Source organism: Pseudomonas sp. NPDC088890 (genome assembly GCF_044900155.1).
GTDB classification, from domain to species: Bacteria; Pseudomonadota; Gammaproteobacteria; order Pseudomonadales; family Pseudomonadaceae; genus Aquipseudomonas; species Aquipseudomonas urmiensis.
Map to the genome: position 1 here is coordinate 63,888 of NZ_JBJDNG010000001.1, position 23,947 is coordinate 87,834.

At 62.1% G+C, this 23,947-nt stretch carries 21 protein-coding genes; 10 read left to right on the top strand and 11 right to left on the bottom strand.

Going from position 1 to position 23,947, the window contains the following annotated elements; all coding sequences use genetic code 11:
• The 6 genes from ACI2JX_RS00295 (at window position 1) to ACI2JX_RS00320 (ending at window position 4,526) form a co-directional block, all read left to right on the top strand.
• Window positions 1-741, top strand: coding sequence for an adenosylcobinamide-GDP ribazoletransferase (locus ACI2JX_RS00295; protein ID WP_264235757.1), 741 nt, complete (start codon window positions 1-3; stop codon window positions 739-741).
• Window positions 742-904: 163 nt separating this feature from the next.
• The gene (locus ACI2JX_RS00300; RefSeq protein ID WP_404689112.1) at window positions 905-2,083 is read left to right on the top strand and encodes a glycoside hydrolase family 5 protein; all 1,179 of its coding nucleotides are present in this window, start codon (window positions 905-907) and stop codon (window positions 2,081-2,083) included.
• A 53-nt stretch (window positions 2,084-2,136) separates the two neighbouring features.
• Entirely contained in the window at window positions 2,137-2,541 is a 405-nt protein-coding gene (locus tag ACI2JX_RS00305) for a MarR family winged helix-turn-helix transcriptional regulator (RefSeq protein WP_186554672.1), read from the top strand.
• Window positions 2,542-2,605: 64 nt separating this feature from the next.
• The gene (locus ACI2JX_RS00310) at window positions 2,606-3,808 is read left to right on the top strand and encodes an MFS transporter (RefSeq protein WP_264235759.1); all 1,203 of its coding nucleotides are present in this window, start codon (window positions 2,606-2,608) and stop codon (window positions 3,806-3,808) included.
• On the top strand, window positions 3,805-3,927 hold the full coding sequence (locus tag ACI2JX_RS00315) for a hypothetical protein (RefSeq protein WP_264082859.1): 123 nt from the start codon (window positions 3,805-3,807) through the stop codon (window positions 3,925-3,927). The genes ACI2JX_RS00310 and ACI2JX_RS00315 overlap by 4 nt, the downstream gene beginning before the upstream one ends.
• 47 nt (window positions 3,928-3,974) lie before the next feature.
• Complete coding sequence (locus ACI2JX_RS00320) at window positions 3,975-4,526, top strand: glutathione peroxidase (RefSeq protein WP_264235830.1); 552 nt, start codon at window positions 3,975-3,977, stop codon at window positions 4,524-4,526.
• Window positions 4,527-4,529: 3 nt separating this feature from the next.
• Here ACI2JX_RS00320 and ACI2JX_RS00325 read toward each other — a convergent pair whose 3' ends face one another.
• Window positions 4,530-4,790 (bottom strand): DUF2798 domain-containing protein, encoded by a 261-nt coding sequence (locus ACI2JX_RS00325; RefSeq protein ID WP_186554674.1) that lies wholly within the window; start codon window positions 4,788-4,790, stop codon window positions 4,530-4,532.
• 114 nt (window positions 4,791-4,904) lie between these two features.
• On the opposite strand from ACI2JX_RS00325, the gene ACI2JX_RS00330 reads away from it, so the two are divergent.
• Window positions 4,905-5,849, top strand: coding sequence for a LysR family transcriptional regulator (locus tag ACI2JX_RS00330; protein WP_404689113.1), 945 nt, complete (start codon window positions 4,905-4,907; stop codon window positions 5,847-5,849).
• A gap of 114 nt (window positions 5,850-5,963) precedes the next feature.
• On the opposite strand, the gene ACI2JX_RS00335 is transcribed toward ACI2JX_RS00330, so the two are convergent.
• The 3 genes from ACI2JX_RS00335 to ACI2JX_RS00345 all read right to left on the bottom strand — a co-directional run bounded on the left by ACI2JX_RS00335 (window position 5,964) and on the right by ACI2JX_RS00345 (window position 8,358).
• Window positions 5,964-7,256 carry an OmpP1/FadL family transporter gene (locus tag ACI2JX_RS00335; RefSeq protein ID WP_186554676.1) on the bottom strand — a complete coding sequence of 431 codons (1,293 nt, stop codon included), beginning with the start codon at window positions 7,254-7,256 and terminating at the stop codon, window positions 5,964-5,966.
• Between the two features lie 146 nt (window positions 7,257-7,402).
• Entirely contained in the window at window positions 7,403-7,885 is a 483-nt protein-coding gene (locus ACI2JX_RS00340) for a hypothetical protein (protein WP_186554677.1), read from the bottom strand.
• Between the two features lie 248 nt (window positions 7,886-8,133).
• A complete protein-coding gene (locus ACI2JX_RS00345; RefSeq protein ID WP_264235765.1) occupies window positions 8,134-8,358 on the bottom strand; it encodes a hypothetical protein in 225 nt (74 codons plus the stop codon).
• 953 nt (window positions 8,359-9,311) lie between these two features.
• On the opposite strand from ACI2JX_RS00345, the gene ACI2JX_RS00350 reads away from it, so the two are divergent.
• The gene (locus ACI2JX_RS00350) at window positions 9,312-9,728 is read left to right on the top strand and encodes a tetratricopeptide repeat protein (protein WP_264235767.1); all 417 of its coding nucleotides are present in this window, start codon (window positions 9,312-9,314) and stop codon (window positions 9,726-9,728) included.
• A 271-nt stretch (window positions 9,729-9,999) separates the two neighbouring features.
• Window positions 10,000-11,358 (top strand): DNA recombination protein RmuC, encoded by a 1,359-nt coding sequence (rmuC, locus tag ACI2JX_RS00355; RefSeq protein ID WP_368972466.1) that lies wholly within the window; start codon window positions 10,000-10,002, stop codon window positions 11,356-11,358.
• Here rmuC and ACI2JX_RS00360 read toward each other — a convergent pair.
• From ACI2JX_RS00360 to bglX, 5 genes are all read right to left on the bottom strand, one after another.
• Window positions 11,330-14,809, bottom strand: coding sequence for a NahK/ErcS family hybrid sensor histidine kinase/response regulator (locus ACI2JX_RS00360; RefSeq protein WP_368972459.1), 3,480 nt, complete (start codon window positions 14,807-14,809; stop codon window positions 11,330-11,332). The two genes, rmuC and ACI2JX_RS00360, sit on opposite strands and share 29 nt — an antisense overlap.
• A gap of 122 nt (window positions 14,810-14,931) precedes the next feature.
• Window positions 14,932-16,110 carry an MFS transporter gene (locus ACI2JX_RS00365; protein ID WP_404689114.1) on the bottom strand — a complete coding sequence of 393 codons (1,179 nt, stop codon included), beginning with the start codon at window positions 16,108-16,110 and terminating at the stop codon, window positions 14,932-14,934.
• A gap of 82 nt (window positions 16,111-16,192) precedes the next feature.
• Window positions 16,193-16,762 (bottom strand): LemA family protein, encoded by a 570-nt coding sequence (locus ACI2JX_RS00370; protein ID WP_264235770.1) that lies wholly within the window; start codon window positions 16,760-16,762, stop codon window positions 16,193-16,195.
• A gap of 2 nt (window positions 16,763-16,764) precedes the next feature.
• On the bottom strand, window positions 16,765-17,874 hold the full coding sequence (locus ACI2JX_RS00375) for a hypothetical protein (RefSeq protein ID WP_404689115.1): 1,110 nt from the start codon (window positions 17,872-17,874) through the stop codon (window positions 16,765-16,767).
• Between the two features lie 169 nt (window positions 17,875-18,043).
• Window positions 18,044-20,311, bottom strand: a complete 2,268-nt coding sequence (gene bglX, locus ACI2JX_RS00380; protein ID WP_404689116.1) for a beta-glucosidase BglX — start codon at window positions 20,309-20,311, stop codon at window positions 18,044-18,046.
• A gap of 223 nt (window positions 20,312-20,534) precedes the next feature.
• On the opposite strand from bglX, the gene ACI2JX_RS00385 reads away from it, so the two are divergent.
• On the top strand, window positions 20,535-22,409 hold the full coding sequence (locus ACI2JX_RS00385; protein ID WP_404689117.1) for an MFS transporter: 1,875 nt from the start codon (window positions 20,535-20,537) through the stop codon (window positions 22,407-22,409).
• Window positions 22,410-22,427: 18 nt separating this feature from the next.
• Here ACI2JX_RS00385 and sugE read toward each other — a convergent pair whose 3' ends face one another.
• Window positions 22,428-22,745, bottom strand: a complete 318-nt coding sequence (sugE, locus tag ACI2JX_RS00390) for a quaternary ammonium compound efflux SMR transporter SugE (RefSeq protein WP_186554686.1) — start codon at window positions 22,743-22,745, stop codon at window positions 22,428-22,430.
• Window positions 22,746-22,916: 171 nt separating this feature from the next.
• Window positions 22,917-23,882 carry a bile acid:sodium symporter family protein gene (locus ACI2JX_RS00395; RefSeq protein WP_264235773.1) on the bottom strand — a complete coding sequence of 322 codons (966 nt, stop codon included), beginning with the start codon at window positions 23,880-23,882 and terminating at the stop codon, window positions 22,917-22,919.
• Window positions 23,883-23,947: the final 65 nt, after the last annotated feature.

Sequence of the window (23,947 nt, forward strand, 5' to 3'; positions counted from 1 at the left end):
ATGCTGCCACTGTGGATCGCCTTGCAGTTTCTCAGCAGCCTGCCGGTCACCCTGCCGGGGATGCCTGAACCGCGTGAGACTGGCCGCTCACTGTTGTTCTATCCGCTGGTAGGCCTGCTGTTCGGCCTGTTGTTGTGGGCGGCCAGCCATTTGCTGCACGGCACTCCAGCACCGTTGCATGCCGCCTTGCTGCTGACCCTATGGGTGCTGCTCAGTGGCGCCTTGCACCTGGATGGGCTGGCCGACAGCGCTGACGCCTGGCTGGGCGGCTTTGGCGATCGTGAGCGCACCTTGCTGATCATGAAAGATCCGCGCAGCGGGCCGATCGCCGTGGTCACCCTGGTGTTGGTGCTGTTGCTCAAGTTCTGCGCGCTGTGGGTGTTGGTCGAGCGCGGCGTCGGCGCCTGGCTGGTGCTGGCGCCCGTGGTTGGGCGGGCGGCGTTGCTGGGGTTGTTTCTCTGCACGCCCTACGTACGTCCCGGTGGGCTTGGGCAAGCGCTGGCTGAGCATCTGCCCAAGCGCACGGCGCGCTGGGTGCTGCTGGCAAGTGCACTGGCCTGTGTGGCGTTGGGCGGCTGGGCGGCGCTGTGGCTGGTGCTGCTGGCGGGCGTGGTGTTTGCCTGGTTGCGTCAGCTCATGTGTCGAAGGCTGGGCGGCACCACAGGGGATACCGCCGGGGCGATGCTTGAGTTGTTGGAATTGGCAGTGGTGTTGGGGCTGGCGTTGCTGCCTCTTACGTGATTGCTGCATGGCCGTAGCTCGGTGCAATACGTGGGAGCGGGCTTGCCCCGCGATTGAGCCTTGGCGGTCAGTCGCAATCTCCAGCAATCCTTGAGGCAATACTCCCCTGGCAGAGCAGGCGTACCCTTGAGCGCTTCTCAAGCCTGCCAAGGAGGCGCCGAGCATGCGCCACTGGATACTCACCAGCCTGTTCCTGCTCGCCATTCAATCAGCCCATGGCGCCGATCTGATCGAGTTCTGGAATACCCCCCGCCACGGCGGCAACAGCTTCAACCGGCTGCCACCGAACCAAGCCTACTTCCAAGCCCTGCAAGGCTATGGCGCCACTTGGGTGCGGCTGTCCTACGACAAATGGCAACCTGAGCAACGCGACTTCCTGCTGGGCAATGCCGATGCCTATCGGGGGCTCGCCACAGCCGACCTGGCCCAGCTCAGGCAGGTCCTCGACCATGCCCATGGCGCAGGCCTGAAAGTGGTGATCGCACCGCTTTCGCTGCCGGGGATGCGCTGGTCGCAGAACAATCACGACCAATTCGATGATCGCCTCTGGCAAGACAAACATTACTGGGCGCAAGCCACCGCCTTCTGGCGTGACCTTGCCCAGGCGCTGAAGGATCACCCGGCAGTCGCCGCCTACAACCTGATCAACGAGCCCGCGCCGGAGAAACTCGGCGGTTTGGCCGAACACGCAGACCCACAGCGGATGCAGCAGTGGTACGCCGCCCAGCAGGGCGGCCCCCGCGATTTGCCTGGCTTGTACCAGCAGTTGTTGGCGGCGATCCGTGAGGTCGACCCTGACACGCCGATCATGCTCGACCCCGGCTGGTACGCGGCAGCGGATGCGTTCGCCTACTGGCCAGCAGCGCTGAGCGATGAGCGGGTGCTGTATAGCGTGCACATGTACGAACCCTACGCGGCTACCAGTGCGCCAAACATGACCCGTAAAAAGCCCTTTGCCTATCCCGGGCCGGTGCCTTTTGCCGGGCGTACCGAGCAATGGAATGCCCAGCGGGTAGCGCAGTATCTGCAAGCGCCGCTTGAGTGGTTCGACCGAGTGAAACTGCCCCATTCACGGCTGGTGGTCGGAGAGTTCGGCTGCATGCGACGTCTGCCCGGTTGCCAGCAGTACCTTGAAGATGTGCTGACGGTGTTGGACAAAAACGCCCTGCATTGGGCTTTCTACAGTTTTCGTGAGGACAGCTGGGATGGCATGGACTACGAACTGGGCACTGCCAAGGTGCCGTGGCGCTACTGGCAGGCGATCGAGCAGGGCGCCGAGGATCCGCTCAAGCGCGCGGCCACGGCGGCATTCGAGCCAATCCGCAAGCGCTTGCAGCAATGATCCGCGTTTGAAACGTCTTGCAACATCGGTGATGCGGGTATATACACGTATCCATGCTGACCAGTGAATGTATCTGTACCCATCTGCGTCGAGCCGCCCGCGGGGTGAGCCGACATTACGACGAGGCCCTTGCCGGCTTCGGCATCAATGTCGCCCAGTTTTCCCTGTTGCGCCATCTACAGCGGCTCGATCAACCGAGTATCACCAGCCTGGCTGAAGCCATGGGCCTGGATCGCAGTACCCTGGGGCGTAATCTCAAGGTGCTCGAGGCCGACGGCCTGGTGGCCCTGGCCGAGGGGGCAGACCAGCGCAATCGAGTGGTGCTGCTGACCGAGGCTGGTAAAGCACGCTTGCAGGATGCCGGTCCGGCCTGGGAGCGCGCTCAGCTGACGTTGGTCGAGCAATTGGGCGAGGGGCAGCGCGATGAACTGGTGCGCTTGCTGGAGCGTTTGGCTTGACCGCGTACGATGATAAGCGGGTATATACCCGCATTAACCTTGCGATGTGCTGGAGACAACAACAATGACTTCCGTTTGGCGAACCAGTGGATGGGTACTACTGGGGGCGGCGCTGATTTTGGCGTTGTCTCTGGGGGTGCGACATGGCTTCGGGCTGTTTCTGGCGCCGATGAGCGCCGATTTCGGCTGGGGGCGCGAGGTGTTTGCCTTCGCCATTGCCTTGCAGAACCTGATCTGGGGGCTGGCCCAACCGTTCGCCGGCGCGCTGGCTGACCGTTTCGGCGCAGCCAAGGTGGTGGTCATCGGTGGGATTCTCTACACCGCAGGGTTGATCACCATGGGCATGGCCGACTCGGCCTGGTCGCTGTCGCTGAGCGCCGGCTTGCTGATCGGTATTGGCCTGTCCGGAACATCCTTCTCGGTCATCCTCGGGGTGGTTGGGCGCGCCGTGCCAGCAGAAAAACGCAGCATGGCCATGGGCATCGCCAGTGCGGCAGGCTCGTTTGGCCAATTCGCCATGTTGCCGGGCACGCTCGGCCTGATCCAGTGGCTGGGCTGGTCGGCGGCCTTGCTCGTACTGGGCCTGCTGGTGGCGTTGATCGTGCCGTTCGTGGGCCTGCTCAAGGATCGACCGCTGCCGAGTCATGGCGCTGAGCAGACCCTGGGCCAGGCACTGCGCGAAGCGTGTTCGCATTCGGGCTTCTGGCTCTTGGCACTGGGGTTCTTCGTCTGTGGCTTCCAGGTGGTGTTCATTGGCGTGCACCTGCCGGCCTACCTGGTCGACCAGCACCTGCCGGCGACCATCGGCACCACCGTGCTGGCGCTGGTCGGATTGTTCAATATCGTGGGTACCTACACCGCCGGTTGGCTCGGTGGACGCATGTCCAAGCCGCGCTTGCTGACGGCGCTGTACCTGCTGCGCGCGGTGGTGATCGTGTTGTTCCTGTGGGCGCCGGTGACCCAGTTCAGTGCCTACCTGTTCGGCATTGCGATGGGCCTGCTGTGGCTGTCTACAGTGCCGCTGACCAATGGCACGGTGGCCACCTTGTTTGGCGTGCGTAACCTGTCGATGCTCGGCGGCATCGTCTTCTTGTTCCATCAGCTGGGCGCCTTCCTCGGCGGTTGGCTGGGTGGGGTGGTCTACGACCGCACGGGCAGCTATGACCTGGTCTGGCAGATCTCCATCCTGCTCAGTCTGCTGGCTGCCGCGCTCAACTGGCCGGTGCGTGAGCGTCCGGTCGCCCGTCTGCAGGCGCAAGCGGCATGAACCGCTACCTGGGCGCTAGCCTGCTGGCAGCCGCAGCAATCGTGCTGCTGGCGTTGGCCTGGTGGGGCTGGCACCGGGGAGGCTTGGCGTTGATGCAACTGGGCATGAGCCTTTGTTAGGCGCTACCCTGCAAGTTCAAGGACTGTCTTGCAGGGGAACTACCATGATGCATGCACGCTGGCTGGCGATACCTTTCCTGGCCCTGGCGACACTGGCCTCAAGCTGGGCCGCAGACTGCCCGGCCGTGTTGAAGGGCAGCCTGCCGGAGCTTAGCGGCAAACAGCAGATCGACTTGTGCGAGCGCTTTGCCGGCAAGCCGCTGGTGGTCGTCAATACTGCCAGCTACTGCGGTTTCGCCCCGCAGTTCGAGGGGCTTGAGGCGCTGTACAAGGAGTACCAGGGGCAAGGTCTGCAGATGCTTGGCGTACCTTCCAATGACTTCAAGCAGGAAGACCCCGACAGCGAGAAAACCGCCAAGGTCTGCTATGCCAATTATGGTGTGACCTTCGCCATGAGCAAGGCGCAGCACGTGCGTGGCGATGATGCGGTGCCGTTGTTCAGCGAGCTGGCCAGGCAGAGCAGTGCGCCCAAGTGGAATTTCTACAAGTACGTGGTGGATCGTCGCGGCAAGGTGATCGCCAACTTCTCCAGCCTGACCAAGCCTGACGATCCTGAGTTCAAGGCGGCGATCGAAAAAGCCATTGCTTCCCAGCCCTGAGGCTTAGTGGGGGTGCACGGTCAGGGCCACCAGGCGCACGACCACAGGGCGCACCATCAACACGCAGACAAAGGCCACCGGCATTGCCAGCTGGTAGGCCTTGAGCACGTTGGCCAGATAGTCGGGGGTAATCCCGGCATTGGCTGCAGTGATCACAAAGCACATCAGCAAGGCCATGATGGCCGACATATACAACGCGAACACATAAGGCGTGGCACCTGGGCGCAAGCGCCGCCGGCTACGGGTGGGAGACAGTTCGCTCATCGATGACCTCCAGCAGTGGGTGGAGGCGCAGGTTAACAAGCGGGCAAGGCGGGCTGTAGACCGTCGCGGCTGAGTTCTTTATAAAGAGATTCTTACGAATTATCAGGGCTCGCCATGGATCTGCTCAACACCATTCGCAGTTTCATCAAGGTGGTCGAGGCGGGCAGTATCGCCGGTGGCGCGCGTCTGCTGGGGATCAGTCCCGCGGCTGTCAGTCAGAACCTGGCCCGGCTTGAGGCGCACTTGCAGGTGCGGCTCGTGTCTCGCACTACCCGCAGCATGACCCTGACCCCAGCGGGCAGCCTGTATTACCAGCGGGTCAGGCAAATCGAGCATGACCTCGCCTTGGCCGAGCAAGCGGTGAGCACGCCTGACAGCGAACCGCAGGGGCGCCTGTGCATTGCATCGACCTCGGCATTCGGCCGGCATGTGCTGGCGCCGTTGATCCCTGCCTTCAGTGCACGCTACCCGCAGCTTTCGATAGAGTTGATTACGACTGATCGCAAGGTCAACCATGCGCGCGAGGAGGTCGATGTCAGCCTGCGAATTACCCCGCAGCTCGAAGACCACCTGATCGCCCGGCATATCGCACGCATCCCCTTCATCTGCTGCGCATCGCCCGGCTATCTGGCGAGCGCTGGCCTGCCGCCTACGCCGCAGTCGCTGCGTGACCATCGTTGCCTGGTGTTCCGCTATCCGGTGGATGGGCGTTTCTTGCGCTGGGGCTTTGTGGGGGACGGCGTGCGTTTCGAGGCCCAGTTCGGTCAGGTGCTGATCAGCGACGATATCGATGCCCTGACGCAGATGGCGCTCAACGATGGGGGGATTGCCCGGTTGGCCGAGTTCATCGTCCGGCCGTATCTCGACGCTGGGGCGTTGGTGCCTTTGTTCGAGTGCTCCGAGGCTGGTCTGGTTTATGCGCAGACCGAGCCGATGGATGTTTTCCTGTGCGTGGCTGACCGCTTTGCCATGACAGCCAAGGTGCGGGTATTCATGGATTATCTACAAGAGTGCCTGGGGCAGCGGTGGGGCGTGCAAGCGGATTCATCTGTTTGGTAGTGGCTGGTGGGCCGGAAAGTGCTTACGCAAAACTCAAAAAAAACCGCCACGAGGGCGGTTTTTTCATGCAGCGTGGCTTACTCAAGAGCGGCTCAAGAGCGGCTCAAAAGCAGCTCAGAAGCGGTAGGTCAGCGAAGCACCTACCCCGTGAGCGCTGTTCTCGTACTTGGCTTGGTACGAACCTTTCAGCGCGCCTACAGTTGGTGAGTCCGGCTGATTGTTGACTTTGGTGTCTTCTTCCCACAGGTAGGAATAGGCCACGTCGATGGTCATGTCTTCGGTCGGGCTCCAGCCTGCGCCAACACTGAAGATCTTGCGATCGCCAGTCGGAATGCGTGGCGAGCGGTCATGGTTGTTGGTCGGCGATTGATCGACCGAGAAGCCGGTACGCAGCGTCCACTCCTTGTTGACCTTGTAGGACACGCCAATAGCGTGAGCCCAGGTGTCATGCCAGTTCTGCTCTTCGCTGATGGTGCCGAAGGAGCTACCGATCGGGCTACCTGCCAGCGCAGCAGGCAGCTCGTTATTGACGGTGATGGCCTCCAGGCGGCTCCAGCGGGTCCAGGTGCTACCCGCGTAGACGGTCCACTGATCATCCAGCTCGTGGGTGATCGAGAAGTCCACCGACTCGGGGGTCTTGATCTTGAGCGTGGCATCGAACTTGTTGCCATCGAACGGGCCGAGCAACGGGCTGCTGACGCGAGTCTTGCCTTCGAGTTTGTAGTCGACCATCGAGTGATAGGTCAGGCCCAGACGAGTCTGATCGGTGGCCTGTACCAGAATACCGATGTTGTAGCCTACGGCGGTGTCGTCACCCTTGATCTTCACCTCGCCATCACCCTGACCGATGAACGATTGGTTCAGGTTGGAACCCAGCTCACCCTTGATCCGGTTGAAGGTAGGGCCGAAACCGATCGATACCTTGTCGTTGAAGGCATAGCTGACGGTCGGCTGAAAGGTGATGACTTCTACGTGGCTTTTCTTGCCCCAGTAACGTGCGGCGTCGTCTCCACCGTAGTCGGTAACCAGACCGAACGGCACGTACACGCCAAAACCTACGCTCCAGTGATCATCGATTGGCTTGACGTAGTAACCCATCGGTACGCCAACCACAGGGACCATGTCACCGTCAGTTTCCCCCCCATAGTTGCTGCCTGGGCCCGAGATGTCGGATTTTGCGATAACGGCGGCGCCACCCACGGTGATCTGTTCACGCTTGAGGCGCGACATGCCAGCAGGGTTGCCAAACACGGTGCTGGCATCTTCGGCAGAAGAAGAACGACCCGCGAAACCTGTCCCCATGCCGCTGATGCTTTGCTCGTTAAGGGCAAAGCCGCTGGCCAGCAATTGGCTGGAAGCGAGAGCAACGGCGACGCCGAGGGAGGTTTTGAGCATTACTTTTTTCATTATTGTGAAACTCCTTGGGATCTCCGGGGCGAAAAGCTACCAACAAATCACGCGCCGCGCCATAGCCTCAAACGCAGGAGATAGAGCGGTTTTGTAGGACAATCCGACCAAAATTCCCTTTTTTCCGGTTTTTTGTAGGATGACGCTTAGGAGGCTTCCGACAGGATTGGTTCAATGCAGGTGTGCCAAGCGTGAGTGAAGTCACGCAGGCGTCCCTGGGGTTGGAAGATTTGCCGCCAGATTCGGGCAAGCCCAAGCAGATCATCGGGCGCGGGGAGGGCGGTGGATTGCTGTTCGATGAGCATCCAGGCGATGGCGGTGGAGTAGCGCAGGTTGACTGTCAGCTCCAGGTGCGGCCCGCCCAGGAAGGCGTGCTGGCTGGCAAGGCCGCGGACCAGGCTGGCCAGGTCCGGATCGCGGGCGAGGTAGTCGTCCCACAGGGCCTGGTGACGTGTCTCACCGATTCGGTAAAGACCGTGTCCGCGCCGGTCGTGCAAGGCTGAACCGAGTGCCGATTGGCTGGCGGCGACACCGAGTAGCAAGGCCTCGGCGCTGGCGCAATGACGGTTCAGGTAGACCAGGGTTGGTCGGATCACATACTGACACAATTCATTCGCAGCGATACCCATGATGCCCTCGTTCTATAAAGGGCCGACGGGCGCTGGAGCTTGGCAGCTGGTGAAGGATCAGGCCCGCCGGAAGCGGCTTGCACCACTCGAGTTGAAGTGTAGTGTGATAATCGCGGCGTAAAGGCCTGTTTTTAAATCGATTGCTGCCTGAGGTCGTTCGCCATATGCCATACAGCAATTAGGCCAAGAACCAACAGGCAGCAGGGAAATGCGCCGATTCAACCCATGAATGGGCTGGCATTCGCCAATCACGCGGTCAGCGATTGGCGGGCCCGATCGATGACCGCTTGCAGCGGTTCGGCGCGGTTGTACTGCTCGGGATACAGGCGCTCGCTGTGGCAAGCGATACCGTGTTCGTCGACCAGGGTGAAGCTGAAGCTGCCCTTGCGTGGGGCAACGATGAGGCACTTCAGTGGGGCGAAGGCCTGAGAGAGAGTGCCGACGGCACGCTGAAACTGATGATGATTTGTCATTATGTGGAGGTTCCTGCATTAGTCATGGAATACGATCCATGCATCTTAGAAACGTTCCAGTGACGCCTTTATTAAGGAGGCGTTGAACCTGACTGGAACAGGGCAGCCAGAGGTGGCGCATTCAATAGGTAGGCGCTGGGCTGACTGGTAGGTACGTCAAAAGTCGGGCAGGCACACCGAGGCGAAGGTTCAAGGCCTCTGGGTGAAGATCCCGATCAATCTGCGAGGTGATTCGTGCTTGAGCAGCGTTGGCTGCCGAGTGAATCATCGAAAGGGCCGGTCCTGTTTCAGCAGGTGCTGCTCTTGGGGGGAGCTGGACGCTGCAGGGACCTTACTGGCCAGAATTGATTTTCAGCTGGGTACTAACGAGGCGCACCCTACAGGAAAAAAACAGAGAGTGCAAGTATCACTGCTTTTTAGCCGCGAAGCCGACCAGTATGTCTGTTCTTTGCCCTCTTGTGAAGTGGGGTAGCAACCAGGCCGATCGGTCGCATGGACTAATTTCGTGCATCCAAATGCGGGGTTTCGGTGCACTTGTACACATTTGAGGCGTAGCTTGTAACAGCACTGCAACAACCGCCGATGGCTTCGCCAATGCCTTGACTGCAAGCTTAAGTCAATGAAAAAAAACACTAATTTTAGCTGGTGAAAAAATCGACAGTTTGACTGTAGGCCCCATTTCATGGGGGTTTGAAGGCAACATGAAGTGGTTGTCCACCGAGTTATCCACAGGATCTGTGGATTGTCCCGAGCGCTTGCTCTAGGACGGGCGTGCCAGCAATATTCATAACTGTCCGACAATCGTCGTGAATCGCCTGGGTGATAAATGCCGGTGAGAAAACGTCAAGAAAAGATCATCGAATTTTTTTGAAATTTCATCAAAAAACGCTCAGGCCATCGCGCAAAAAATGGAGTAGAGTGGCGCGCCTCACGAATTGCCTTCGCTGTCAGTCATGAATTTTCGCGGTAAAAACTTCGCTCAACCCCCCGCATCGTCCGAGCCTGTTCCCAAGCGCTTTTCCCTGAAAGTAGCCCTGTGGCTGCTCGACAGCCCGCGCCTGGGTGACAAGCACAGCGTCAAGCACCTGGCTGGGCGCTTGCTCAAGCAGCCGGCGCGCCAGGGTGTGGTGGTGGCACAGAGTCGTCTGGGGCAGATGCTTTGCCGCGACTGCGGTAATGCCCGGGATCGGCGTATTGGCCATGAACTGCTGCGCCAAGCGGCGCGGGCGGGGGATCGTCGTGCGCAACTGGAATATGGCCGCTTGTGCCAGCGCAGCGAGCCGGAGCAGGCGCGCTATTGGCTGGAGCTGGCGGCAGGGCAGGGCTCGCAGGAGGCGGGGCGGTTGCTCAAGCAGATGTCCTCTACCTGACCATTGTGGGCCATCGCAAGCACAGCCAGTTGCTACAGGCCCCGCAGTCACTGTAGGCGCAGGCTTGCCTGCGCTGGCCCGCAACGCGGGCCCGAGGACCGAACAGCCTGCGTACTGTTAAGCTCCATCCACCGAAATCGAACTAATTGGGGTAGCTATGGCAGTAGATCTGGCCAGCATTCTGCTGGGCATCGTGGCGGCGGCAGTTCCCTGCCTGACCTGGATCCTGCAGAACCAGCGTCGCCAGTCGGCCCGGCAGAACGCGTTGGCGCTGCTCGAAGAGCGCCTCAGCGCGGCCCTGCTCGCCCACGAAGGCCTACAGGCCCAACTCGACGCCAGCCGCGACGAAATCAGCGACCTCAGCGAAGCCAACGGCGTCAAGCAAGCCAACCTCGCGGCCCTCGGCCGTGAGCTGGAGTTGCTCCAGATCGACCGCGACAACGCCCGCGACGCCGCCCATGCCTGGCAACTCGAACGCACCAGCCGTGAAGCCGAATTACGCCGGCTGGAGGCCCAGTCAGCGCGTCTGGAGGCTGAGCTGCGCGAGCAGCAGGAAAGCCACCAGCAGCGTCTGGAAGACTTGCAGCAAGCCCGTGACACCCTGCGTGCGCAGTTCGCCGAGATGGCCAGCAAGATCTTCGATGAGCGCGAACAGCGCTTCGCCCAGACCAGCCAACAGCACCTGGGCCAACTACTCGATCCGCTCAAGGAACGCATCCAGGCCTTTGAAAAACGCGTGGAAGAAAGTTACCAGCAAGAGGCCCGCGAGCGGTTCTCCTTGAGCAAAGAACTCGAGCGTCTGCAGCAGCTCAACCTGCGCCTGTCCGATGAAGCGACCAACCTGACCCAGGCCCTCAAGGGACAGAAAACCCAAGGCAACTGGGGCGAGCTGATCCTGGAGCGAGTGCTGGAGCATGCCGGCCTGGAAAAGGGCCGCGAGTACCAGACCCAGGTCAGTCTGAAAAGCGCCGACGGCGAGCGTTATCAGCCCGATGTGCTGATCATGCTGCCCGGCGACAAGCAGGTGGTGGTCGACGCCAAGGTCAGCCTCACCGCCTACCAGCAGTTCGTCAGTAACAATGACGAAGCGGCGCTCAAGCAACATGTGCAATCGCTGCGCAGCCACGTCAAAGGCCTGTCCAGCAAGGACTACAGCCGCCTGGAGGGGTTGCACAGCCTCGACTTCGTGCTGCTCTTCGTGCCCATCGAAGCGGCCTTCTCAGCCGCGCTGCAGGCCGAACCCAACCTGTTCCAGGAAGCCTTCGACCGGCAGATCGTCATCGTCAGCCCCACCACCCTGCTGGCGACCCTGCGGGTCATCGACAGCCTCTGGAAGCAAGAGCGCCAAGGCCAGAACGCCCGCGAGATCGCCGAGCGCGCCGGTTGGCTATACGACAAGTTCGTGCTGTTCATTCAGGATTTGGACGAGCTTGGCGCGCGCTTGCAACAAGTCGACAAAGCCTATGCGGCGGCCCGTAACAAACTCTGTGAAGGGCGCGGCAACCTGATCAGTCGTAGCGAGCAGCTCAAGCTGCTCGGCGCTCGCGCCAGCAAGAGTCTGCCGGCCGAGCTGCTCGAGCGCGCCTTGAGCGACGAAGCGCTTACTGAACCAGGCTCAGATGCCGATTGAGCAAGGCGCGTAACGCTGCGGGCTTGACTGGCTTGGCCAAGTAATCAAGGCCAGCGGCATGGACCATGGCGATGGTCTCGTTGCGCCCATCGGCGCTGATCACCACCCCTGGCACCGGCTCACCCAGGCGGGTCCGTAGCCAGGCCATCAGCTCGGTACCGGTGTCGCCATCGTCCAGGTGATAGTCGACCAATGCCAGGTGTGGGCGCATGCCTTGGGCCAGCAACGCTTCACATTCCTCGCGGTTGCGAGCGGTCCAGACCTGGCAGCCCCAACGGCTGAGCAGGCTGTTCATGCCGATCAAGATGCTCGCCTCGTTGTCGACGCACAGCACGTGCAGGCCAGCCAGCGGTTGCCCGGGCTGCTGCTCGGCAGGGGCACTAGGCGCGGCTGTTGCGGCGCTGGCGATTGGCACGCTGACGCGGAACACGCTGCCCTTGCCTGGCCAAGAGCGCACCTCAAGCGTATGCCCCAGCACACGGCACAGGCCATCGGCGATCGCCAGGCCCAGGCCCAGGCCTTTCTCGGCGCGCGTCTGGTGGCTATCCAGGCGCTTGAACTCCTGGAAGATCACCTGCAGCTTGTCGTCGGTAATGCCCGGCCCGCGATCCCATACCTCTAGCCACAGGCGCTCGCCCTGGCGGCGTACGCCGAACAGGATCGGGCTCTTGCCATAGCGCAGGGCGTTGGTGAGGAAGTTCTGCAGCACCCGGCGCAGCAGCTTGATGTCGCTGTTGACCCGCAGGCGACTGCCGCGCAAGCGGAACTCCAGGCCTTTTTCCGCCGCCAGCACTTTGAACTCGGCGCCCAGCGTGTCGAACAGGTCGCTGAGGGCGAAGGGCTTGATGTCCGGGGTGATCTTGCCGTTTTCCAGGCGCGAGATGTCCAGCAGGTCGCTGATCAGCTCTTCGGCAGAGCGCAGCGAGCTGTCCATGTGCTGGACCAGTTGCTGGGCCTCGTCCGACATGCCTTCGGCCTGCTGCGACAACGCCGCGGAGAACAGCCGGGCGGCATTGAGCGGTTGCATCAGGTCATGGCTGACTGCCGCCAGGAAGCGGGTCTTGGATTGGCTGACTGCCTCGGCGCGGCTCTTGGCCTCGGTCAGTGCCTGGTTCAACTGAGACAGCTCATGGGTACGCTCGGCGACCCGCTGCTCCAGCCCTTCGTTGGCTTCTTTGAGCGCCTGCTCAGCCTCGCGGAACGGGGTGATGTCGGTGAAGCTCATGACGAAGCCACCGCCCGGCATCGGGTTGCCGATCAGCTCGATGACCCGGCCATTGGGGAACAGCCGCTCGGAGGTGTGCGCCCGGCCTTGGCGCATCCAGTGCAGGCGCCGCGCCACGTGCACCTGGGCCTCGCCAGGTCCGCACAGGCCGCGCTCGGCGTTGTAGCGGATGATGTCGGCAATCGGCCGGCCCACGCTGATCAAGCCGTCCGGGTAGTTGAACAGCTCCAGGTAGCGGCGGTTCCAGGCCACCAGGTGCAGGTTCTGGTCGACTACGCTGATGCCCTGGTTGATGTTCTCGATCGCTCCTTGCAGCAGGGCGCGGTTGAACTGCAGCACCTCGCTGGCCTCGTCGGCGATGCGCACCACGTCTTCAAGCTGCATGTCGCGGCCTTCGATGGCGGCCTTGACCACTGCCCGGGTCGAGGAGGTGCCGAGCACCCCGGCGAGCAAGCGTTCGGTGTGTTCGATCCAGTCGCCGTCGGCATTCTGGTTAGGGTTGAAACCCTTGCCCTGGCGGTAGGCGAAGCGGATGAAGCTCTGCCGCGCCCGCTCCTCGCCGACGAAGCGCGCCGCGAGCTTGAGCAGGTCATCGATCTGCACCGCCAGCAGCGAGCGGCTGTTGGGCCGGGCGCTGGTCTGCTGGCCGATGAAGCGGCCGGCCTGCCAGTGTTCCGACACCCGTGTGCGCGACAGGATCGATACCCAGGCGAACAGGGTGAAGTTGCCCGCCAGCGACAGCACCACGCCTTGGGTCAATGGGGTGATCGGCAGGTTCAGAGGGTTGCCATGCAGCCAGGCCAAACCTGGGAACAGTTCCAGCGACCAACCCAGGCTATGCGCGGTAATCGGCAGCACCAGGGTGTAGAACCACAGGAAGATACCGGCGGCCAATCCTGCGAACACGCCGCGGCGGTTGGCCTGCTTCCAGTACAGCGCGCCGAGCATCGCTGGGGTCAGTTGGGTGACGGCGGCGAAGGCGATCTGGCCGATGGTCGCCAGGCTTGCGGTAGAGCCGAGCAGGCGGTAGCTGACATAGGCCAGCAGCAGGATGACCACGATAGTCACCCGGCGTACCGAGAGCATCCAGTGGCGGAACGCCTCGAACGGCCGTTCGGCATTCTTGCGCCGCAGCAGCCAGGGCAGCAGCATGTCGTTGGAGACCATGGTCGACAGCGCCACCGCCTCGACGATGACCATGCCGGTGGCGGCCGAAGCGCCGCCGATGAACGCCAGCAGCGCCAGGCTCGGATGGGCTTCAGCCAGCGGCAGGCTGATGACGAACGAGTCGGAGATCACCGTGCCCGGCAGCAGCATCTGCCCCGCCAGGGCAATGGGCACCACGAACAGCGCCGCCAGCACCAGGTACATCGGGAACACCCAGCGCGCCATGCGCATGTCTTGGGCTTCGATGTTTTCCACCACGGTCACATGGAATTGGCGTGGCAGGCAGATGATCGCCATCATCGCCACGCCGGTCTGGACCACCATCGACGGCCAGTTGATGGTCTCCTGCCAGTAGCTCTCCAGGTGCGCCGACTGGCGCGCCTGGGTGAACAGGTCGTCGAAACCGTCGTACAGGTTGAATACCACGAACACGCCCACGGCCAGGAACGCCAGCAGTTTGACCAGCGCCTCGAAGGCAATCGCCAGGACCATGCCGCGATGGTGCTCGGTGACGTCCAGGCTGCGCGTACCGAACACGATCGAGAACAGCGCCAGCACCAGCGACACGACCAAGGCGGTGTCCTGTACGCGGGTACCGGTGGCGTCGGCGTTGGCGCCAATCAGCAGGTTGACCCCGAGCACGATGCCCTTGAGCTGCAAGGCGATATAAGGCAGTACGCCGACCAGGCAGATCAGCGCCACTACCACTGCCAGGCTCTGCGATTTGCCATAGCGCGCGGCGATGAAGTCGGCAATCGAGGTGATATTCTGCTGTTTGCTGATCAGCACCATCTTCTGCACCACTTGCGGCGCGAAGATCAGCAACAGTACCGGCCCCAGATAGATCGGCAAGAACGCCCACAGCTGTTCGGCGGCCTGGCCGACGGCGCCAAAGAAGGTCCAGCTGGTGCAATAGACGGCCAGCGACAGGCTGTATACCCAGGCACGCAGGCGCGGCGGCAACGGCGTGCTGCGGCGATCGCCATAAAAGGCGATGGCGAACATGATGGCCATGTAGGCCAGGGCGACCACGGCGATCAGCCCGCTGGATAACGACATGAAGACTCCGGAGCAAAAAAAACCTACGCGGTCCCGATCAACCAGTCTGGCACGCTGCTCGGGCTTCGTCAGCGCCGACCATGGTCGCAGTGGCAGGACGTCGCAGGGCCCTGAGCCGATATCTAGTGCTTTTGCGTGCCCAGGTAATAAAACACTGCCGCCAGTATCACCGACAACACCAGCAGGTAGAAGGCCGCCACCGGCACCCACTGCCCCAAGGCAAACCCGACGATCACCGGCCCTAGCGCCGCGCCGAGGTTTGACAGGTTCTGCGCGCCATAATAGACCCCGCGCAGATGCTCCGGCGCAATCAGGTCGATGAACATGTATTCGGCCGGAATGACGATGATCTCGCCCAGGGTGAACACCAGCATCGCCAGGCACCAGGCCAGCGCCGAATCAGCCAGGGAGAAGCCCAGCAGCCCGGCGATGAACAGCCCCATCCCGGCCAGCAGCCAGGGCATCAGGCGTTGGCGGCTGATACGCCGGCCAATCAGGTACTGAAGCGCAATCACGGTAACGGCGTTGGTCGTCACCAGGTACCCCACCAGCCGCGCCGCTTCGGCGGGGCTGGCGGTGACCACCAGGTACTGCGACAGGTACGCGGTGAACTGGCCGAACACCACTGCGCTGAGCACCCCACCCAGGGTAAAGCAGACCAGCCGTCGATCCCGCGCCAGGCGCAGGGCCACCTGGCCAAAGCCGGCGCCTGTTTGTCCCGGACTGCTCGCGCGCAACTGCCGATCGCCCAGGCGCGCATAGCAAAGGCACATGCCCAGGCCGATCGCTGCCGAGACCAGAAACGGCAGGTGATCGTCCAGCTCGATCAGCGCCACGCCCAGCAGCGGGCCGATGGCGTAGCCGATATTGCTCAAGGTGTACTTGATGGCGAACACCTCGGCGCGCTCCTCGACCGGCAGCAGCGCGCAGAAGCCCGCTTTGGCGGCAATGTCGACCACCGCCAGGGCCAGGTTGATCAGCACCAGGCAGACGAAGAACAGCAACGCCGAGCGGCTGGCGATAGCCACGCCGAAGGCCAGCGCGAACAGCAGCGTGGCGCTGATTACCAAGGTGTGGTTGCGCAGGGTGTCGACCAGGTGCCCGCCGTACAGACTCAGCAGCGACGCGAGCATCAACGCGCCGCCGATCAGCAGGCCGATCTGGCTGACTGCGAGCTGGAAGTTGTCCGCCAGGTAGACCACCAGGTAGGGCAGGGTAATCGCACGGGCCAAGGTCAGGACGAAGGTGGTCAGCAGCAGCAGGTTGACCGCAGGGGGATAGCGCTTGAGTGCAGCGAGCATTGCCACGTCCTTGTCGTCGGAGTACCGCAGGAAGCCCAGTATAGGTCTCAGTCGACGCCGCCCTCGGCGACGTCTGCATTGCCTACAGGTTCGGTCGGTACGAGAAACCCTGCGCAGCCTGTGCATCGGTAAACGGCGTGATCGTGGACTTCTTGTTCAGCACGCCATTGACCAGGGAACCTGGGAACATCTGGACGGTATTGTTGAAGCGTTCGACCTCACCATTGAAGATGACGATGGCTGCGCCGACGTTTTCCTGCTGTTCGGTAATTTCGCGCATCAGATTGTTCAGCACCTCGGACGCCTTGAGGTCCGGGTAGGCTTCGAAGGCGACCCGCAGCCCGCTCAACAGCGCCTGGGTCGCCTGTTCGGTCTTGGCCAGCGAGTTGCCATCGGCCGCAGCCGGCAACTCGGCAATGGCGCTGCGCAGGCGGGTGATCTCGCCAAGCAGGCTCTGCTCGTACCCTTGATACTGGGTGACTTGCTCCTGCAGGGCATCGAGCACCTTGGTCTTCTGCCGTTCATAGGTCAGCACATCGGCCCAGGCGCGTTGCGCGCGGTTGTGCCCGCCGATGATCGAGTTGTACAGGCCGATCACCGTCAACGACACGATGACGGCGATGACCAGCCCGATGATGACCGGGATATCCATTGTCAGTTCTCCATATGAGGGGTTGCCTGGCGAGGCAGGTTGAAGTTGTCGTCATGCTGCTCGGCAAGCGTGTGGATCGCTTCGAGCAGTTGGGTAAGCGCGGGCAGTGGCACTCCAGCGTCGATCAATGCGTAGAATTCGCTGGGCGAATGCAGGTCGCACGGCAGCTGGAAGCCAAGCAGGTCGCTGTTGTCGAAGCTGATGCACAACCCGCCCTGGTTCAGCGAGAACTCAAGGTTCAATTGGCTGAACCTCGGCTTGAGGCCAAGCAGATGCACAACTGTCACCGGCTTGGCGAAGCGCGCGCAAGCCATGGCGCTGGCACCGGTCAGGGTGAAGGCGCGGTTGAAGTCGGTCGAAGAGGTCTGGTGCTTGTGCTCGAAGTCGATAGCGCTCGGCCCGCCCGAGCGCACGGCAATGCCCTCGATCCAGGGGAAGTCCAGCACCAGGCTGAAGCGATCATGATGGTCGTAGACCACGCGGGTTTGCTGGCGCGTACCGCCTTTGCCGTCCGACACCTCTTCCTGTTCCAGGCGTCTGACCACGTAATGCAGCTGGTAGTAGGCGTATTCGAAACTGTGCAGCGGGCCTTGATAGCGCCCCCGTAGCGCACGGGTAATATCGCGGCTGTGGTTGCCGCGTTGATAATCTTCGAAGTGCTCGCACAGTTGCTCAAGGATCAACCCAGGTGGGCTGTCGATAGGGCTCAGTCCGGCGCTGAACAGGCTTGAGCGTCTGGCCAGGTCAGTGGACAGACCTGACAGCAGGTTGGCCCGCTTGAAGATCGCGCGCAGGCTGAGCACGGTCAGGGTCAGCAACCCTCCTATCACGGCCAGCAACAGCAGGTGGGCTTTGTCCGGGGTGACCTTGGCGGCCCACGTGGTTGCCTGCATGGGGTACTGGTAGCAAAGACCAACGACAACCAGGGTTAGGCTGGCAAGCAGCAGCGTCAGGCACCAGGGCAGGGTATTGTCGAAGCGTAATGGGCCTTTGAAGTCGCGGATCGCCTGCACTGCATGCAGAAGATCTTGTTTGCTGCTGGCGCTTTGCCCAGTCTGGGTAGCGAATTCAATTACGCCCTTCAATTGAGCGTTGTGCGTGCGATTACCCATCGATCCCTTCTGTCATCCTTGAATAGCGCCCGCTACTTGCGACGGGGCTGGCGTCCAGTGCGCGCAGTTTGCCTCAGCCTCCATTTAGCTGCCAGCGTTGCGCGCTACGGATATCAAGCGCGAAGCTGTCGGGCAACTGCAAACCTGACGGCGCAGGTGCAGGGCAATGCTAGCGTGAGGCTTCCAGTAGCTCGAAACGGGCATGCTCGAGGTGCTGCGAGTCCAGGCCGATCATCACGTCGAACTCGCCAGGCTCGGTGATCCATTGCAGGTCCTGGTTGTAGAAGCCCAGCGCGGTCTGGTCGACAGTGAAGGTGATCCGGCGAGATTCACCTGGGGCGAGCAATACCTTCCTGAAACCCTTGAGCTCCTTGATCGGCCGGCTGACTGAGGCTACCCGGTCGCGTAGATACAGTTGCACCACTGTCTCGCCGCTGCGCGAGCCCTGGTTCTTGACGGTGATACTCGCTTGCAGTGACTGACCTGGGGGCAGCTGGTGCGTGGAGAGGCGTAGGCTGGACAAACTGAAGGTGGTGTAGCTCAAACCATAGCCGAACGGGTACAGCGGGGTGGGGTCCAGGTCGAAGTAGCGCGACTTGTATTTGCTCGGTCGCTCCTTGATGAACGGCCGACCGGTATTGAGGGTGTTGTAATGCACAGGCAACTGACCGACCGTGCGCGGAAAGCTGATCGGCAACTTGCCGGAGGGGTTGTAGTCGCCCAGCAGGACATCGGCGATGGCGTTGCCGCCCTCGCTGCCACTGAACCAGGTTTCCAGCACCGCATCGGCCCACTGGCTTTCCTCGACGATGGACAGCGGGCGGCCGTTCATCAACACCAACACCAACGGCTTGCCGGTCATTTTCAAGGCGCGCAGCAGTTCACGCTGCTGCTGGGGCAGGTCGAGGGTGGTTTTGCTGGCGCCTTCATGCGACATCCCCCGCGGCTCGCCGAGTGCGGCGATCACCACGTCAGCCTGCCTGGCAATTGCCAGCGCTTCTGCCAGCAAGGCCGATGGCGGTCGCGGGTCGAGCACTACCTGGTTGTCGGCCAAAAGGTCGAAGGCGGTTGGATTGTCATGAATGTTCGCCCCCAAGGCATACAGCAGCTGTGCACGATCACCCAATGCTGTACGCAGACCCTGGTAGAGACTGACTGCCTGGCTGGGCTGGCCGTTGCCCGGCCAACTGCCAAGGATATCTCGCGAATTGTCAGCCAGCGGGCCGATCAGTGCGACGGTGCCCTGGCGTTTGAGTGGCAGGGTAGCGTAGTCGTTCTTCAGCAGTACCAGCGAGCGTCGTGCAATAGCCCGTGCCTCGCTGCGATACAGCGGATGGCTGAACTGGACAGGTGCAGGCTGCGCGCCTTGCAATCGGCGAAACGGATCCTCGAACAGCCCCATGTCGTATTTCACTGAAAGCACCCGGCGCACCGCCTCATCCAATTGGCTGCGGGCTTGCGCGCTGTGTTCGGTGAGCGTCGGCAGTGCTTGCAGGTAGTAACGGTCGGACATGCTGATCTCGGTACCGGCATCGAGCGCGCGCTGCGCGGCCTGGGCGCCGTCGCCGGCAACCCCGTGGCTGATCAGTTCTTCGACTGCGCCGTGGTCGCTGATGACCAACCCGGTGAAACTCCAGTGCTGGCGCAGCAGGGTTCGCAGCAGCCAGCGGTTGGCCGTCGCTGGCACGCCATTGAGGCTGGTCAGCGCCGTCATCATCGCCCCAGCGCCGGCATCGACAGCAGCTTGGTAGGGCGGTAGATAATCCTGATACAAGCGCTGCGCACTGAGGTCGGTGGTGTTGTAGTCACGGCCTCCTTCAACTGCGCCATAGGCGGCAAAATGCTTGACGCAGGCCATCAGGCTGTCGACTGCGCCGGGCTGCCCTTGAAAGCCGCGGACCATTGTCGCGGCGATGCGCGAGGTCAGGTATGGGTCTTCGCCAAAGCCCTCGGAAATTCGCCCCCAGCGTGGATCGCGGCTGATATCCACCATCGGCGCGAAGGTCATGTCCAGGCCATTGCCAGTGGCTTCGCGCGCGGCCACCCGGGCACTCACGCTAATGGCGTCAAGGTCCCAGCTTGAGGCCAGGCCCAGGCCGATCGGGAAGATCGTGTGGTGACCGTGGACCACGTCGCCCGCGAAAAACAGCGGAATGCCGAGACGGCTGTGCGTCACGGCGTACTCCTGGAAACTGCGCAGCTGTGCCTGTGTCGCCGCAGGGTGGGTGAACATGCTCCCTACGCGCCCTTCGGCCACTGCCTGTAGCGCAGTTGGCGGCGGCAGGTCAGCCCCGGCAAAGCTCATGCGCAACTGGCCAACCTTCTCTGTCACGCTCATGCGTGCCAGCAGGTTGTCGATGAAGGTTGATTTAGCCATGGTGGGTAAAGCGCTGGCTTCGCAGCACGAGGGACTTGCCAGCGCCAGATACAGACTCATCGCCCACGCCAGGAACCTTGTCCCTGTGGCGCCGATCCGTGCCAATCGTCCATCCATCCCTGGGTTTCCAGTCACTGCCCGCAGTCTGCCACAGCTTGGCTAATGTACCTTTGCGCTGCCACTGGTAAAAATCGCAGTTGACAAGCTGGATGTGGCTTTCAACCCTATGCACGCATTCTAATAAGGCATAAGCCCTCCGCGGCTCTATTCAGGGATACGATTGATGAGTCACCCCTCGCAATTCACCTTGCTCGGCAAGCGGCGCTTTCTGCCGTTCTTCATCACCCAGTCGCTGGGCGCCTTCAATGACAACCTGTTCAAGCAGTCGCTGATCCTGGCGATCCTGTACAAGCTGAGCCTGGAAGGTGATCGCTCGATCCTGGTCAACTTGTGCGCATTGCTGTTCATTTTGCCGTTCTTCCTGTTCTCTGCGCTGGCCGGGCAGTTTGGCGAGAAGTTCGCCAAGGACGCGCTGATCCGCATGATCAAGCTGGCGGAGATCGTCATCATGGCCATCGGCGCGGTCGGTTTTGTCAGTAACCACCTAGTGCTGATGCTGCTGGCGCTGTTCGCCATGGGTACTCATTCGGCGCTGTTCGGTCCGGTGAAGTATTCGATCCTGCCGCAGGCCCTGCGCGAAGAAGAGCTGGTCGGTGGCAATGGCCTGGTGGAGATGGGCACCTTCCTGGCGATCCTGGCCGGGACCATCGGCGCCGGGGTGATGATGTCGTCGAGCAACTACGCCACGGTGGTGGCTGGCGGCATCGTCGGCACCGCGGTGCTGGGCTACCTGGCCAGCCGCTGGATCCCGCGCGCGGCAGCGTCGGCGCCAGAGATGAAACTGGACTGGAACATCTTCAAGCAGTCCTGGTTCACCTTGCGCCTGGGCCTGGGGCAGACGCCGGCGGTGTCGCGTTCGATCGTCGGCAACTCCTGGTTCTGGTTCGTCGGCGCCATCTACCTGACGCAGATTCCGGCCTATGCCAAAGACTGGCTGCACGGCGATGAAACCGTGGTGACGCTGGTGCTGACCCTGTTCTCGGTCGGCATCGCCGTGGGTTCGCTGCTCTGTGAGCGGCTAAGCGGACGCAAGGTGGAAATCGGCCTGGTGCCGTTCGGCTCGTTCGGCCTGACCCTGTTCGGCTTGCTCTGGTGGTGGCATTCGGGCGACGTGCCGAGCGGCGCTGTCGCGCACGACTGGCTGGCCCTGCTGGGCATGCACCAGGCCTGGTGGATCCTGGTCTCTATCGTTGGCCTGGGGGTGTTCGGCGGCTTCTATATCGTGCCGCTGTATGCCCTGATCCAGGCGCGCACTGCCGAGGGCGAGCGGGCGCGGGTGATCGCTGCCAACAACATTCTCAATGCGCTGTTCATGGTGGTCTCGGCGATCCTTACCATCGTTTTGTTGAGCCTGGCCGAGCTGAGCATCCCGCAGCTGTTCCTGGTGGTATCGCTGCTCAATATCGCGGTCAACACCTACATCTTCCGCATCGTGCCTGAGTTCACCATGCGCTTCTTGATCTGGCTGCTCAGCCACTCGATGTACCGCGTCGAGCACCGTGATCTGCAGCGCATTCCCGATGAAGGCGCGGCGCTGTTGGTGTGCAACCATGTGTCGTTCGTCGATGCGCTGCTGATCGGCGGCGCGATCCGGCGCCCGGTGCGCTTCGTCATGTACTACAAGATCTACAACTTGCCGGTGCTCAACTTCGTCTTCCGCACTGCTGGGGCGATTCCGATTGCCGGGCGTGGTGAAGATGAAGCGACTTACGAGCGGGCCTTCGCGCGGATCGCCCAGTACCTGGCGGCGGGCGAGGTGGTATGCATCTTCCCCGAAGGCAAGCTGACCGCCGATGGCGAGATCGATGTGTTCAAAGGTGGGGTCAATCGGATTTTGCAGGAGACCCCGGTGCCGGTGATCCCCCTGGCGTTGCAGGGCTTGTGGGGCAGCTTCTTCAGTCGCGATCCGGGCAAGGGCTTGTTCAAGCGGCTGTGGTCGCGGGTGACCCTTGTGGCGGGCGCCGCCATCCCGGTGGAGGCGGCGCAGCCGGAAGCGCTACGCGAGCAGGTCAGTGCTCTGCGCGGCGATCTGCGTTAACAGGTTGGAGGGGGGAGGTCAGCTGGCGCTGACCTTCAGGCCGACCAGGCCGGTGATGATCAGGGCAACGCTGAGCAGGCGGACCAGGGCCATGGATTCACCGAACAGGATGATCCCGGCAATCACCGTACCGACTGCACCGACTCCGGTCCAGATGGCATAGGCAGTACCCAGTGGCAGTTCTTTCATGGCCAGGCCCAACAACCCAAGGCTGATCACCATGGCGCCGACCGTGAGCACGGTCGGCAGTGGCCGGGTGAAGCCGTCGGTGTATTTCAGGCCTACCGCCCAGCCTACTTCAAACAGGCCGGCAAAAAACAGAATGATCCAGGACATGAGTGTGTCTCCATCGTTTGAATGATGGGGCCGTCCCCTGATTGGTCACGCGGTGCGTCGTGAGGTCGTCCTCACAGTGCGCAGTATATTGCCCAATTGCAGGGGGGATGTCCATAGCGCCTTCATCGAGGGGCCCGAGGGAGCAGGTCTGCGATGAAGCTTTTGAAGGCATCAAGGGTTGGCGGGTTTAGCCTCGGCTTCTACTGTTACAGGCTCTTGCATGCGCCGGAACCAGGTCGACAGCAACGCCCCAGAGATATTGTGCCAAACGCTGAACAGCGCACTGGGCACCGCCGCCAACGGCGAGAAATGCGCCGCCGCCAACGCCGCGCCCAGCCCCGAGTTCTGCATGCCCACCTCCAGCGCCAGCGACTTGCGCTGGGCCAGCGGCAGTTTGCACAGCTTGCCGGTCAGATAGCCCAGCAGATAACCAAAGCTGTTGTGCAGCACTACCACCGCCATGATCAGCAGGCCTGACTCGGCGATCTTCGCCTGACTCGCCGCGACCACCGCACAGACGATCATCACGATACTCACCACCGACACCAGCGGCAGCACCTGCACCGCCAGTTGCACCCGCTCACCCAGCAGTTTCTGCGCCACGACACCAAGCACGATCGGCAGCATCACCAGCTGCAGGATCGACCAGAACATGTCCATGAAGGACACCGGCAACCAGGCCGAGGCCAGGAACCAGATCAGCGTAGGGGTGAGCAGTGGCGCCAACAGCGTGGTCACTGCGGCAATCGCCACGGCCAACGCCAGGTCGCCCTTGGACAACCAGACCATCACGTTGGACGCCGTGCCGCTCGGGCAGCAGCCGACCAGGATCACGCCGACGGCGATCTCCGGCGGCAGGTGAAACAGCTGGCACAGCAACCAGGCCATGCCTGGCATGATCACGAAGTGCGCCACCACACCCAGGGCCACGCGCCAGGGTTGGCGGGCGAGGGCGGCGAAGTCGTCGAGTTTGAGGGTAAGACCCATGCCGAACATCACCAAGCCCAGCAGCGGCACGATGGCTACTTTCAGGGCGATGAACCATTGCGGCTGAAGGAAGGCCAGGCAGGCGAACAGCAGCACCCAGATGGCGAAGGTGTTGCCGACGAAGCGGCTGAAAGCGGCGAGGGCACGCATGGGTAGATCCTTATTCTTTTAATCGGCGTAGTTGGGGCTGCTTTGCAGCCCTTCGCGGGCAAGCC

Excerpts from the sequence above, each read along its gene's own strand:
- ACI2JX_RS00385 (WP_404689117.1), top strand. The coding sequence starts at position 20,535 with ATGAGTCACCCCTCGCAATTCACCTTGCTCGGCAAGCGGCGCTTTCTG.
- ACI2JX_RS00340 (WP_186554677.1), bottom strand. The coding sequence starts at position 7,885 with ATGGGTATCGCTGCGAATGAATTGTGTCAGTATGTGATCCGACCAACC.
- ACI2JX_RS00305 (WP_186554672.1), top strand. The coding sequence starts at position 2,137 with ATGCTGACCAGTGAATGTATCTGTACCCATCTGCGTCGAGCCGCCCGC.
- ACI2JX_RS00320 (WP_264235830.1), top strand. The coding sequence starts at position 3,975 with ATGCATGCACGCTGGCTGGCGATACCTTTCCTGGCCCTGGCGACACTG.
- bglX (WP_404689116.1), bottom strand. The coding sequence starts at position 20,311 with ATGAGTCTGTATCTGGCGCTGGCAAGTCCCTCGTGCTGCGAAGCCAGC.
- ACI2JX_RS00315 (WP_264082859.1), top strand. The coding sequence starts at position 3,805 with ATGAACCGCTACCTGGGCGCTAGCCTGCTGGCAGCCGCAGCAATCGTG.
- ACI2JX_RS00310 (WP_264235759.1), top strand. The coding sequence starts at position 2,606 with ATGACTTCCGTTTGGCGAACCAGTGGATGGGTACTACTGGGGGCGGCG.
- ACI2JX_RS00335 (WP_186554676.1), bottom strand. The coding sequence starts at position 7,256 with ATGAAAAAAGTAATGCTCAAAACCTCCCTCGGCGTCGCCGTTGCTCTC.
- ACI2JX_RS00325 (WP_186554674.1), bottom strand. The coding sequence starts at position 4,790 with ATGAGCGAACTGTCTCCCACCCGTAGCCGGCGGCGCTTGCGCCCAGGT.
- ACI2JX_RS00345 (WP_264235765.1), bottom strand. The coding sequence starts at position 8,358 with ATGACAAATCATCATCAGTTTCAGCGTGCCGTCGGCACTCTCTCTCAG.
- sugE (WP_186554686.1), bottom strand. The coding sequence starts at position 22,745 with ATGTCCTGGATCATTCTGTTTTTTGCCGGCCTGTTTGAAGTAGGCTGG.
- ACI2JX_RS00330 (WP_404689113.1), top strand. The coding sequence starts at position 4,905 with ATGGATCTGCTCAACACCATTCGCAGTTTCATCAAGGTGGTCGAGGCG.
- ACI2JX_RS00375 (WP_404689115.1), bottom strand. The coding sequence starts at position 17,874 with ATGGGTAATCGCACGCACAACGCTCAATTGAAGGGCGTAATTGAATTC.
- ACI2JX_RS00370 (WP_264235770.1), bottom strand. The coding sequence starts at position 16,762 with ATGGATATCCCGGTCATCATCGGGCTGGTCATCGCCGTCATCGTGTCG.
- ACI2JX_RS00395 (WP_264235773.1), bottom strand. The coding sequence starts at position 23,882 with ATGCGTGCCCTCGCCGCTTTCAGCCGCTTCGTCGGCAACACCTTCGCC.
- ACI2JX_RS00350 (WP_264235767.1), top strand. The coding sequence starts at position 9,312 with ATGAATTTTCGCGGTAAAAACTTCGCTCAACCCCCCGCATCGTCCGAG.
- ACI2JX_RS00365 (WP_404689114.1), bottom strand. The coding sequence starts at position 16,110 with ATGCTCGCTGCACTCAAGCGCTATCCCCCTGCGGTCAACCTGCTGCTG.
- ACI2JX_RS00360 (WP_368972459.1), bottom strand. The coding sequence starts at position 14,809 with ATGTCGTTATCCAGCGGGCTGATCGCCGTGGTCGCCCTGGCCTACATG.
- ACI2JX_RS00300 (WP_404689112.1), top strand. The coding sequence starts at position 905 with ATGCGCCACTGGATACTCACCAGCCTGTTCCTGCTCGCCATTCAATCA.
- ACI2JX_RS00295 (WP_264235757.1), top strand. The coding sequence starts at position 1 with ATGCTGCCACTGTGGATCGCCTTGCAGTTTCTCAGCAGCCTGCCGGTC.